This window comes from Niastella sp. OAS944 (assembly GCA_024809215.1).
Classification (GTDB): Bacteria; Bacteroidota; Bacteroidia; order Chitinophagales; family Chitinophagaceae; genus Niastella.
Genome location: JANUBW010000002.1, coordinates 646,196 through 659,034, shown reverse-complemented (window position 1 = coordinate 659,034; position 12,839 = coordinate 646,196). Strand labels below are relative to the sequence as shown.

Annotated in this window: 8 protein-coding genes; 3 read left to right on the top strand and 5 right to left on the bottom strand. The window is 44.0% G+C overall.

Annotated elements, in window-relative coordinates:
• Nucleotides 1-47 precede the first annotated feature (47 nt).
• Nucleotides 48-2,999 carry a SusC/RagA family TonB-linked outer membrane protein gene (locus GGD38_RS13275; RefSeq protein ID WP_375300354.1) on the bottom strand — a complete coding sequence of 984 codons (2,952 nt, stop codon included), beginning with the start codon at nucleotides 2,997-2,999 and terminating at the stop codon, nucleotides 48-50.
• 341 nt (nucleotides 3,000-3,340) lie between these two features.
• Between GGD38_RS13275 and GGD38_RS13270 the strand changes: the two genes are divergently transcribed.
• The 3 genes from GGD38_RS13270 to GGD38_RS13260 all read left to right on the top strand — a co-directional run bounded on the left by GGD38_RS13270 (nucleotide 3,341) and on the right by GGD38_RS13260 (nucleotide 9,466).
• Nucleotides 3,341-7,552 (top strand): tetratricopeptide repeat protein, encoded by a 4,212-nt coding sequence (locus GGD38_RS13270; RefSeq protein ID WP_375300355.1) that lies wholly within the window; start codon nucleotides 3,341-3,343, stop codon nucleotides 7,550-7,552.
• A gap of 156 nt (nucleotides 7,553-7,708) precedes the next feature.
• Entirely contained in the window at nucleotides 7,709-8,449 is a 741-nt protein-coding gene (locus tag GGD38_RS13265) for a glycoside hydrolase family 11 protein (RefSeq protein WP_375300356.1), read from the top strand.
• A 195-nt stretch (nucleotides 8,450-8,644) separates the two neighbouring features.
• Entirely contained in the window at nucleotides 8,645-9,466 is an 822-nt protein-coding gene (locus tag GGD38_RS13260) for a formylglycine-generating enzyme family protein (RefSeq protein ID WP_375300357.1), read from the top strand.
• Here the strand turns inward: GGD38_RS13260 and GGD38_RS13255 are convergent, their stop codons facing one another.
• The 4 genes from GGD38_RS13255 to GGD38_RS13240 form a co-directional block, all read right to left on the bottom strand.
• A complete protein-coding gene (locus GGD38_RS13255) occupies nucleotides 9,467-10,846 on the bottom strand; it encodes an STN domain-containing protein (protein WP_375300358.1) in 1,380 nt (459 codons plus the stop codon).
• Nucleotides 10,833-11,396 (bottom strand): DUF4974 domain-containing protein, encoded by a 564-nt coding sequence (locus tag GGD38_RS13250; protein WP_375300359.1) that lies wholly within the window; start codon nucleotides 11,394-11,396, stop codon nucleotides 10,833-10,835. Before GGD38_RS13250 ends, GGD38_RS13255 begins: the two co-directional genes overlap by 14 nt.
• The gene (locus GGD38_RS13245) at nucleotides 11,389-11,922 is read right to left on the bottom strand and encodes an RNA polymerase sigma factor (protein WP_375300360.1); all 534 of its coding nucleotides are present in this window, start codon (nucleotides 11,920-11,922) and stop codon (nucleotides 11,389-11,391) included. The genes GGD38_RS13250 and GGD38_RS13245 overlap by 8 nt, the downstream gene beginning before the upstream one ends.
• Before the next feature lie 80 nt (nucleotides 11,923-12,002).
• Nucleotides 12,003-12,818: a hypothetical protein gene (locus tag GGD38_RS13240; RefSeq protein ID WP_375300361.1), complete on the bottom strand. Its 816-nt coding sequence runs from the start codon at nucleotides 12,816-12,818 to the stop codon at nucleotides 12,003-12,005.
• Between the last annotated feature and the right edge of the window lie 21 nt (nucleotides 12,819-12,839).

Sequence of the window (12,839 nt, the reverse complement as noted above, 5' to 3'; positions counted from 1 at the left end):
AGTGTATTTCATTATCGAATTTTCGAATTATCACATTATCACATTAATTAAAACGTGGCCGAAATATTAAAGTAATAGCTTTTGGCCGATGGGAACGGCGTAACTTCCACATTGCTTGAAATAGCGTCTGTACCAAAGTTCGATACCTCGGGGTCATAGCTGGGATAATCGAACACATTGATGAGGTTCCTGCCCGAAAAACCAACCTTAATGCGGGCAATATCTTTGAACCACTTGCCGGGCAATGTATAGCTTATGCCAATTTCACGTACACGGAAGTAAGAGGCATCCTGTACAAACGGACGTGCCGTAGCGCCAAATACTTTTAAGCGATAAGGGCCATTTGCCAACTGGCCGCTGGGGTCCACACCCTTTTTATCATAATCAAACGACGTTGCAGAAAGATCACTCAACAAGGTGGTGAGGTTTATGTTGTCGCCACCTTTTTTCCAATGCATCAGTACCGAAAGCTCAAAATTTTTCCAGGTAACATTATTGCCAAAAGCAAGATTGAAGTCTGGTTCTGCATTGCCAAATACGGCCAGTTTACTGGTGGGGTCAACCTTATCGGTTGAATCGCCAACACCAACCAGTTGGGTAGCGCTTTTACCTCTTTCAATACGATACGTTCCAAGAGATGCGCCAAATGCGCCTACGTTAAAGGCTGGCACATCGAGCCGGGTAACTTTCGATTTGTTCTTCCACCAGTTAAACTGCATATTCCATCGCCACTCTTTGGTGATCACCGGCACTACATTAAGCCCTATTTCAACGCCTTTATTCTGTATAGCGGCCACGTTCTTCCAGTCGTTTGTAAAACCTGAAGAACCGGTAGTTACCACTTTTAAGATCAGGTCTTCCACATCTTTTTTATACCAGGTTAATTCAAGGTTCACGCGATTGTTCAGGATGCCGGCATCGAACCCAAGTTCCAGTTCTTTTTGCCGCTCTGGCTTCAGGTTGGCCGAGCCACGGGTTAAGTCTACTATAGAACCGGTAGTTCCGTTAAAGTTGATGGGCACCAGGGAAGTATAAACAGCGCCAAAGGGAGCAAAGTTGCCCGATTCGCCATAAGCGCCACGTATTTTCAGTAAACTGAATGGCTTTATTTCAACAAACGGAAGAATGTTAAAGGCTAACGAAGCTTTGGGGTAATAGTATAATTTATCGGCATCCCCGTTGCGGCTCGATTTATCGCCCCTTATACCAACGGTTGCAATGATCTTGTCCTGCCAGTTGATCTCCTCCTGGGCAAAGAAGCCTTTGTCCCTCGAGAAAGTTTTGGTTTGATCTGCCTGTAATGCGCCGGCCTGGTCAATATTAGTTTGTGTGCCTATTAATTGGGTTGCTGTATTTACAACCGTATTCAGATCTACCTTAAATGTATTTAAACCTGCCTGGGTAGTGAACGACAGTTCGTCGCTTGGTTTAAAATCATACACCGCCAATGCAGAGAGGTTTGTATTGTTGGCAACAGTGGTACCGTAGATCAATGCGCCATTGGTGCCATTGCCGGCTTTTTGGAATTGCAGGATGGCGGGGAATATGGCAGTTGTTTTAAGCGTGTAATTATCAATACCGCCCAGTGCGATCAAATTAAGATTGTGTTTGTCGCTTTTTATGATCTTGAATGTTGCCTTTCCGCCGAGTAAGATGCGATTTACTTTTTCATTATTCGTCATCAGATCGCGGGTTTGAATAAAATTAGATGGCACCAATGGGTTATTGGGATAGTTGCCATTGGCATCGGGATATAAATTTATCCACGAAGGCGTTGATACATAGGCTACGCCTAAGGTAGTGCTGGTATTGTCATTGTTAAAGTAGCCGCGGTCGGCGCTCGATTCAACATAGTTAGCGTTCATTGACATATCGAGGAACTTGGTCACCTTTTGATCGAGGTTCAACCTGAACGATGATTTACGGTAACCGGTCCCTTTTACAATGCCTTCATCATCTCTATATGTTACACCGGCATAATAGGAGGTATTTTCGTTACCACCGCTTAAACTAAGCCTGGTATTGGTCAATAATCCTTTGTTGCCATACAGTTCATCTTCGTAATTGTAGGTCTTTCCGCCATTGGCATTATAAATGGCAAGCCCGCTGGCTTTATAGGCGGCCAGTACTTTTGCCGTATCCCAGCTGCGTTGTCCCAGTTTATTTAACTGCATTTGCTGGCCTATACTATGACCGATCTCAATTTTGGGTTTGCCCGATTTCCCTTTTTTAGTAGTGATGATCACCACACCGGCTGCTGCCCGCGCGCCATAGATGGCGGCAGTAGAAGCGCCTTTCAATATTTCAATGCGGTCTATATCTTCGGGGTCAAGATCGGCCACGCGGTTTGAAGGATTGTCCTGGAAATTGGTGCTACCCTGGCCCGCAGCTTTTGAAATGAAGTTGGTACCGCTTTGAATAGAGGAGTTATCATAGTAAACACCATCTACAATGAAAAGCGGCTGCGAATTACCCACCAGGGAAGTTACGCCGCGTAGTTTTATGGAAATACCGCCACCCGGTGCACCTGAGTTGGTTGAAATATTGGCGCCGGGAAATTTGCCATAAAGCGCGCCGTCGACAGTGGGCTGCGAAGTGGTTCCCACCAGTTGTTTGGCCGACACAGTGCCCACGGCATGGGCCGAGTTTGAACGTTTGGCGGAGGTGGCCAAACCGGTTACAACTATTTCTTCAAGATGGCCTACATCTTCCTGCATTTTTACTACAAGGTCCGATAAGCTGTTGGTCACCGCTATGGATTGGCTTTTGTACCCTATATATGATATTTCCAGGGTGCCGCCTTTGGGCGGGAGTGAAAGACTGAATTTTCCATTGGCATCGGAGGATGTGCCTGCGTTTGAATTTCTGATCTTGATTGATGCGCCCTGAATGGGAAGATTACCATTGTCGACAATTGTGCCCGACACGCTTACCTGTGCAAATAACCATACAGGAGCAAGCAGACAGCATAATAACAGCAATCGTTTGAAAGTTTGCATGCTGGTAGTTTTTGTTTTAATGATTAAATAAAACGAACGCTTCGTTTGTAAGTAACAGGGAGGGAAGTATGTACGTGCAGATATAATTCCTATTCAAAAAAATAGAGCCTTTACAATTTCTCTTGTAACTATGTGACTGACTGTTAACTAGGAGACAATGGTACACTAATTAGTGCTGCATAAATGTTGAAGATTGACAAGGAGCTTACCGGGCTTACAAACGGTTGACTCATATAACTGAATATTACGATGCCGGATTGCGATAATTACCTGAAAACCGCTATTTTATGATGTAATTCTTTATATTATTTTAGCCGCTCATTTGAATAAAGAATTACCCGATGAGCAATAATGATCAGCAAGGCAACCCGTTTACACCACCTGCCCATTTATTTAGTGACCCCATAGCCCTTAGCGAATACCTTGAACAGCATTTTCCCGGCGAAATGGAAGCTGTTCCCGTAACAGACGAAAATATTGCAACTATGGAAGCCGCCGCCGGTTTCCTGATGCCTGAAGATTACGTTGACCACTGGCTCGATAAAGGAAGCCCGTTCTTTGGCAAAGATGACTTTGTTTTTGCCCTGTACTGCTACAATGCCGATGGCCCAAATGGCAATAACCTCTATGGTTTTTTAACCTTCTGGCAAGCTTATAATCGCCGCTCCTTCGGCCTGCTTGATAAAGAAAAGACCTTTCTCACAAAATGCTGCTGGGTGTTAGGGATGATAGGCAGTGGCAATGAAATGCTGATCTTTGTGGCCGACCCCCTGGGCACGGTACGCGCCATTCATTTTGCTGAATCATTACGGAATATCAGTGAAGAAGCATTTGACCAGGCTGTACAAACGGTACTGGATGCTAAAAGCTCGCTGAAGGCGTTTATGAGTTCGGAAACTTACCTGACCATGGCCGAAGAACCCATTAAAACAGGGGCGGAAGACGAGGATGAATACGACGAAGACGACAGCGCGGCGGAAGAAGCAGAAACCGTTGCTTTTCTCGAAAAACATAACATAAAAGCGGTTACCTACGAGGAAATTTTGGGTGCGCTGAATGTTGAGAACCTGTTTGATTATTGGGAGGAAGATGCCGATAACGACATAGCTAATAATTACGAAAGCGAACGCGATTATTACGACAACTTCAGCGGAAGCTTTTTTTATTGCGATGGCGATCTTACCATCGATGGCGACCTTGCCATTCCACACAAACACGTTCGGTTGATAGCTGTTAAAGGTAATATGACCATCAATGGTAAAGTGAGCGAGGATAATGGTTATTATGTTACCGGTAATACCACAGTTGATTATCTGGGCCTTGGCGAATTTCAAAAAACACTGGGGCACGAAACGGTGCGTTTTGTAGCTTCTGCCTGGGGGCAGGATGATGAAATGGTTCACACCATGTCGTTCCGCAAAATTAATGCGCCCTATTTCTTCAGCTGGTTCTATGACCTCGATTGTTTTGAATTTGCACCTAGTACGCTTATCACCGTATTGTATAATTATGATAGATTAAGCACATATGAAACGGAAAATGCCATCCTCATGTGGCACGAATATGCCTATGCGTTCAACCCCAACCTGTATTACCAGGTTGAAGAATCACACTACGATGTGTTGAACCTGGGCACCCATTCTTTTTACGAAACGCTGAAGGCCGGAAAGCCCGTTTTAAGAGAAGGCGTTACGGCGGAAGCCATACAGCTTACCCGCAAAGGCATAAACCTGAACAAAGAAGGGGATACTGCGGGCGCTTACCAGTGTTTTAAAGATGCCATTGCAAAAGGCCCCGGTTATTACCTGGCATATTATTATGCAGGAAAATGTTTATTTGATAAAAACGCCTATGCCCAGGCAAAAGAATTGTATGCCAAAGGCATTCCGCTTACACCTGAAAAATTATTATATGAAATTGGTTGTTTTGAGCAGGCCGCATTGTGTGCTGTTCGCACAGGTGAATTCGACCAGGCCATTGAATGGGCAAAAGCTGCCGTGCAAAAACGCCCATCAGCCGCTTTCTGTATACGAATAATAGGCGAGGCGCTTATTTTTCAGAACAAGCCCGATGAAGCCAAACAGTACCTGGAACAGTCGGTGGAACTGCAAAGTATGTTCACCAATAACTGGCTGCTGGGACTTATTTATCATTTACAGGGCGATGAAAAAACGGCTGATCAGTTTTACCAGATCGCCGTTCAAAAAAATAGTAAAGCGCAGCCTTATGCGCAACATACCAGCCTGCACTATTTATACGGCGACCCTGTTACTGTTGACTGGGATACAAAACGTATTGCCGCCACTGTAAAAGACCAGGCATACTGGGACCAGTTCTTCACAGATATGCTGGCGAAGTATGGCCCCGATCTGTATAAAAAGACCGGTAAGTTCCCATCGGAGTGGCTGTCGGCTAAACTGGCTACTATTCCTGAGCAATACCGCACAAAGGACATGTTGCAGGCGTTGCTCGATCACAAAACCAATGGTGAATTTGATGTAGCAGGCGAGATGATCATTTTGTTTAAACCCGAACTGTATACCCAATCCATCATATTACAGGCTGTAAAACGAGAGGAACCATGCCGGTATAGCGATATTCCCGCCAAATTTCTTACTGAAGCGGTTTGGCTGGCGCATCCGAAAGGTATTGATCTGTCGCATGTACCCAAGGAGCAAATGACCTATGAGTTGTGTTTTAAAGCGGTAACCCAAAGCCAGTATAATTACAAGTATACACCAGAAGCGTTCAAAGATGAACGTATGAATATTGCGTTGATCGCAGGCGGTGCGTTGAATTCATATCCGGTAAAGGATCTTCCTTCAAAATACCATAGTACTGAATATATAAAACAGGCTATTGAGCTGAATATAGAAGTGATAAAACGTATTCCGGTGAAACTGTTTGATAAGGAAGTGTATGCTTATGCCGTTGAAAAATATGGACAACATCCTAAATGGCCGTTTATTGTTGAACAATACGACCGCGACCGCTGGCGCTGGGGCTCTTATGTTGAAATGTGGGGTGAAAACGTACAGAAGTATGGCATTGACATATTTGAGCATGTAGATATAGAACAAATCAACGAAGTCACGTATAAATATTATAAAAAACACCTGGGCCATATTCCGGCTTTTGAGGAAAGAGCCGGTGCCAAAGGCTGGAACAACCGCAGTAAAATAAAGGAAGACGACATATCGGACAAGGAATACGATTACGACACTTTCAATAAAGTATGGGCCTGTTTTTGGGATGAAGATTTTATCATAAAAGCCATTACTTCAAACGATACTAATGACTGCGAACGTATTTACGACCTGCCCAAACAATACCTTACGCAAAAGATCTGCGATGTGGCGGTAAAACGTAATTCGTACGATTTTGAATTTGTGCCGAAAGAATTTGTAACGCAGGAAATGTGCGAAAGCGCCGTAGGCCGCGACTATGGTTCGGCGCTTGAGTTTGTACCGCTGCCCATGCGTAACGAAAAAGTTTGCGGAACGGCTGTAAGTATGGATGCGGTAAACATAAAATTTGTACCGCTTGCTTTGCGAACGCCTGCATTATTAGCTGCAGTTATTACAAGAGATAAAGACCTCAGTAAATACATACTGCATGAACAGTACTCGGCGGTATATGAAATACTGACGACAAAATTCAAGAACAGGTTTACACAAGATTACCTGTTGTTGAATGCCGGACTGGGTTTGGTAATTGATAAGAAATACGAGGATGCCCGCAAAAAGCTGGCAGAAGTAGAAGGGGTGAAAGACGCCGAAGCTGCTTATATACACCAGGCTGCTTATTATATTGGCTGGAGTTATTTCCTGGAAGGAGATGCTGCCAAAGCAAAAGAATATTTCAAGAAGTCGCAGGACTATGCCAAAGCACAAAAAGTAGATGATACAAATTGGCTAACGTATGCCTATGCTACATTCCAGTTGCCACCGGTAGGCGATGTATATGAGTTCAGCCAGGGTGAATTTGATGTGCAAATGCGCCAGGTAACCTTACTGGTGCAAAACAAAGAGTATACACAGGCGATTGATGTACTGGCCCGGGCCGAGAAATTACTCACAGATGCGCAGTCAACGGAAATGAGGTTGTGGGCATACGTTTGGGATCACCAACGGTATGTGTTGTACGAAGCCGGTAAAAAAGAAGAATCGCTGGCGCTTTGTAAAAAGACCATTGCCGAGTTAAGCAAGATCACCCTGTGGGATTACCTGGAAGAGTTCAACCCCATACGTGCCGCCTTACGTGCTGCGCATAATAACCTGGCCTATCGTTGTTATGAAACCGCCACCGATCTGAAAGGGGTAGAAGAGGGGCTCAAACATATTAAGGTGACCTTTAAAACCATAGCGCCTATAGAGGACAAAAGCGTTCTCAATTATTTTTACGAAACGCAGGCCCTGCTGCTGCATAAAGCCATGGGCTTTGATGCCGCCTATGAGAAAGACTTTGAAAAGGTGGTAGCCAAAATTGGCAAACTAAAACTTCGCGAAGAAGGTTTATTAAGCGACGAATTTCTGCAATTAGGTAAATTATAATGAAAAAAATCAATGTAACAATGTTGTAAACGGTTACGGTTGTTACATTGATTCATTCTCTTTCAATTACAACTAAGCATAAACTTTATTCATGTAAACGGTTACAGTGATGGGGTTAGTTAGTTAAATTTATAGAACTAACTAATTATTGCCATCATGAAATCAAACACATTCCTCACGGAAGTGGCCAGGAAGGCTGCTTTCGGCGCAACGGCTATTCTGTTCGTTGCCAGTTCATCCATCTTTTCAGGTTGTAGTAAAAACAAAATTTCGGAACCGCTGGTTTCTGAACCAGGCGAACGTCTAACCGGTATTGTAAACGACGATGTATCCACCGAAGACCAGGGAACGGTAAACGGTTGGTTTTGGTCGCTGTACCGCGAAGGTGGTTCTGCAAGCATTACCCATGGCTCGGCGGGTAATTTTGCTATCAGCTACAGTAATGTCAACGATGTGGTAGGCGGCAAGGGCTGGGCTACCGGCGCGGCCCGTACCATTGGCTACAATGTTGGCGCCGTTAGTGGCAGCTACAATTTTGTAGGCATCTATGGTTGGACCACAAACCCGCTTATTGAGTATTATGTGGCCGAAAAAGGCTCTGTAACGGGCGGAACTTCATTGGGCACCATAAGCAGCGACGGGCATACCTATAGCGTCTATAAACAACAGCGGGTAAATGCACCGTCCATAATTGGTACCGCCACTTTCTGGCAGTATAAAGACACCTGGGGTGGTGCGCCAACCGCATCGAACCAAAAAGTGACCATGGCCAACCACATTAACAACTGGCGCAGCAAGGGCGGACAAGGTTTTGGTAGCTACAATTACCAGATCCTTGCGCTTGAGGCCTGGGGTAACAAGAGTGGTTATATTAATGCTACGGTGTGGCAGAATTGATAGTTGACAAGTTGACGGATTGACGAGTTGACGAGGCAAGACCTGTAAGGTGCATCATCGAAACTTGAACTTGCAGTGGATAGCGTTGTACCTGACAGGTCTGCTTTATAAGCTCGACCTGTCAGGACCGCTTGTACATAATGCTATTGCAAGACCCGATGGCGGACCTTACAGGTCTTTATAGAATTACACAATATGTATAGATTATTGTTTATAGTATTAATGGTTTCGGTTTGTTCATGCACTGAAAAGATGCCTGATGATTTCATATTGATAAAAGGCGGCGCTTTTCAGAATAAATATTCCGCTTATTTGGGACGGGATATATTTTTATCAGATTTTTTTATAGACCGGTACGAGGTAACGCAAAAGGATTGGGTAAAGGTGATGGGCAGCAATCCCTCTACATTTAAAGGCGACAAGTTACCGGTAGAAACGGTTAGCTGGTATGATTGTATTATATACTGTAACAAAAGAAGCCTAAAGGAAGGTTTGAAGCCCTATTTCAATATCGATAGTGTTCATAAAGATGCTAATAATACAAACCCGCTCGATACTGTAAAATGGATGGTAACGATCAATATGGATGCCGATGGGTACCGATTACCAACAGAAGCGGAATGGGAATTTGCGGCCAGCGGTGGGGTTGTGAGCAGGAATTACAAATACAGCGGTGGCAACAATTTAGACGATGTTGCCTGGTACTGGAAAAACTCCGGTGATAAATATCTTACCGGCGCATGGTCGTGGCCTACGCTGGAAAAGAACCACAATAAAACAAAACCGGTTGGCGGTATGCGCGCCAATGAATTAGGCATTTATGATATGAGTGGCAATGTACGCGAATGGTGTATGAACTGGAACGAAGATCCCAATGCAGGTAGCGGCCGCGGCAAAGTTTGGAAAGGTGGTGGCTGGATGGGCAGCGACTTCTGTTGTGAACCCGCCTTCCGCGCAAGCCTCGAAGCCAATGGCAAAGGCCCCGATCAGGGATTACGGGTTTGCCGAAGTAAATAATTACTCATCCTCATTACGTTTTATTCGCCAGCGTACAAATAACTGTACATTCAACGGGCGGCTTTTATTCAGACTTATGTCTTTGAAGGGAGCAGTAAGGGGCATCATAAATGTGGCGCCTACATCCAATGCGTTGAAATGATACGCTACCTCCAACTTACCTGTAATAAATGAAGACGCCAGGTATTTGTCGGTTTCGGCGCCTTTCTCCATACTATACAAAGTATCTTTAGCCAGTGTATCGCTCAAATTTTTAAAGGACTGTTGCCTGGCAAGCCCACGCACCCGCAGGTGATAGCCAACGCCTGCACCTATAAGCCAGTGTTCATTTATATGATAATTATACTGTAAGCTTCCATACCAGCCGCCGGTTTTAATAAGTGTGGTTGTTTTTCGGCTGTATATTGTTTTGGGTATTGAATCAGAATTGTCTATGACATGGCTGGTATCTTTACGAAACACCTTGTTGTTATAAAAATACCATTCAGCCGGCTTTACCAGTAACATAAGCTCGTGTCTGTTATTTACAGTGGTACTTAACCATATGCCTGGAATAAGCAGGTTATACGGCTCGCTGCGGGCATTGGCGCCGTTAACATAATACTTGCTGCCATTAAACGGTAGCGTTGCCTTCCATTGCAGGCCATATTGCCAGCTCCAGGTTGTTCCTACATCATCATATACCACCCGTGCAGGTGCAGTGGTTCGTGTTGTTCGTTCTTTCTTTTTAACTGTTAACGTATCTTTTTTTTGAAGGGTATCAATGATCGTGGTATCTATAAGTTTTCGGCCAAATGAAAAGTTGAACCGGCCTGAGAGCTTCTCTTTTTCTTCTTTTTCTTCTTCTTCTTTTTCTTTATTCTTAACCCGCGGCAGTATTGGTAAAAGCACTTTTATACTATCTGGTAAATGTGTGCTGTCGGTTTTTATTTTAGTTGTATCAGTTGGTGTTGTCTTAATTACAGGTACAGGTTGCAGTTGCAGTGCCGGTTTTGTAGTTGCTTTTGGTTTAGGTGGTTTGGGGGTAGCGGGTTTGGTAACAGTAGGTGGTGTTGTTTTCTGTTTTGGCGGGTTATCCTGAAAAATAACATAGCCATTACGCATGGCGTAATACAACGAGGTGTTTTTTCTTATTTGTTGCAACAGCTGGTTAATGGTATAAGCGCCTTTTTTCAGATCTATGAGCTGGGTGCCTTTTACTTTGGTTGAATTAAAGGAAAACCGAAGTTTGCTACGGCTATGAACATATTTGGTAAGCGAATCGAGCGTTATGGGTTTATTAAAATAAAATGGCGCCTCGCTTTGGGCAAAAGAATTTTCAAAAGCTGCCAGTAAGATAATGGTAAACAGCACTGAAAGACTTCTATTAATTACATCCATCTCCTGAAATTATAACCTGATTTTTAGTTTTATCGATCTCGTATTCAAAGGCGAGTGTGAAAGCAATCACATCCATTATTTCTTCCAGTGATTTATTGTCAAAGCGGGTGGTTATGGTGCAATTTTCAATTTTACTATTCTTTAATATGAATTTCACTCCATATGCTCTGCCAATATAGCTGGTCACTTTGCCGAAGGGCATAGCGCTAAATTCAAAGACCTTATGGGCAGAATCAAAATAAGCAACGGAGCCATCGGGCAGCGTATCCCGGTGAGGCGTAGCTTCAATGGTTTGCTTTACTGGTGGCGTTTCGGGTGTTTCTTTTTTGGTAGCTATCATGTAAATGACAGCTGACACAATAACCACGCTTCCGGTTGCCGCAATGATCTTGCCAAGGAGTTTTCCTTTTCCCAACCCGCTCTTGGACGCTGATGGTGCAGGTGCTTGTTGCAGCAGTTGCTTCATGTTGTGCCAGGCGTCCTCAACCGGTACATCCGGTTCGGGGTAACTGTTGCCTGCTTCGTTGATATGTAATTTTTTCTTATCCAATGTTCCTGGCGTTATTACGTTCAAAAATTACTTTCAGTTTGGTCCTGCATTCGTTCAAATGCCATTTAACGGTCCCTTCCTTCATATCTATCAAACCGGTAATTTCTTTTATAGAAAATCCCTCGAGGTAATACAAACTGCAAACGTACCTGGTATTGGCCGGTAGTTGATCGAGGTAATAATAGATATCTTTCCACTCAAGCTGTTTAAAAGGATTATTTACCGCGGCATCGCTATTGTTTTCAGTGAGTTCAAAGGTGAGTTTGTTCTTTTTATCCCTGATAAGGGTAAGGGCCGCATTTCTTACGGTTGTATAGGCCCAGTTAAAGAAATCGCCTTTGGAAGGATCGTATTGATGAATGTTGCGGAAAACTTTTAGCATACCATTGTTTACGGCGGTAATAATATCATGATTGTCGGTGAAGAAACATTTGCATAATGCAAACATGGCCGGATAAAACTGTTTGTATAGTTTCTCCTGGCTTTGTGGATCGTTCTTTTTGCAGCCCGCTATTAATTTATCCAAATTCTACTGTTTTGAACACAGGACCGTTAACAACATCAATTGAAAACAGTCCTGTGCAAATGTACCATTTAAATTAAGCCTTAATTGATGGTTTGCGGAGAAATGATCACTCCACTGGTATAAGGCCAGTTAAAGCTATACTGACCACCCGTTTTTGTAAATGAACCGGTATAAGTTATGCCGTTAAGTATCACTTTAAACACATGGGTGCCATCATGCACCGGGAACAGTGTCTTTGTTGATTTGGCCGGGCCCGACGGTGTGCTACACTGGTAAGGCACCTGCACCCCCGTATACTTGAACGTATAGTACACGCCGGTAGTATCGTTGCCGCCAACGATCACATTCGTTAAAAGCGGACTGTTAGAGCACTGATAGCTGAGTTGGGTCGTAGATCTTATCAGCAAACCAGAAATACTACCACTGTCGATCTTTACAGGGTTAATAAAAATTTGATCATTGTGCAAAGAGTAAATGCTATCCCTTCTTGGAATGGTGTCATGAGGAATAGTATCCCGGGGCGGACAATTACCATACCGGCAGGTATCGGTGATAGTAGTATCACAGTGACGTGTACTATCTGTGCACCATGAAGTGTCGGAAACATTCACCGTAATTCGGGAAACTGAGTAACCGGTATTGGCCGTTACCTGGTACGAGCCTGCTTTGGCAAACAGGATGGTAGCGGTATTGCCATTGGCGGTGATCTTTGCATTACCGGGAGATACGGCCCATTGGGCATTCGCCCCATCAACCGAAAATACAATGGGTTCGAATTTTTTGATGCCCTGGGTTTTTTCGGCGGCAACCGCAGGATCACTACTGTGTTCTTTTTGGCACGAAAGGTAGCCAACGATACTGGCAAACACTAAAATCGGAATCAGGATCTTTTTCATTATTCTTTAATTTTTTAAATA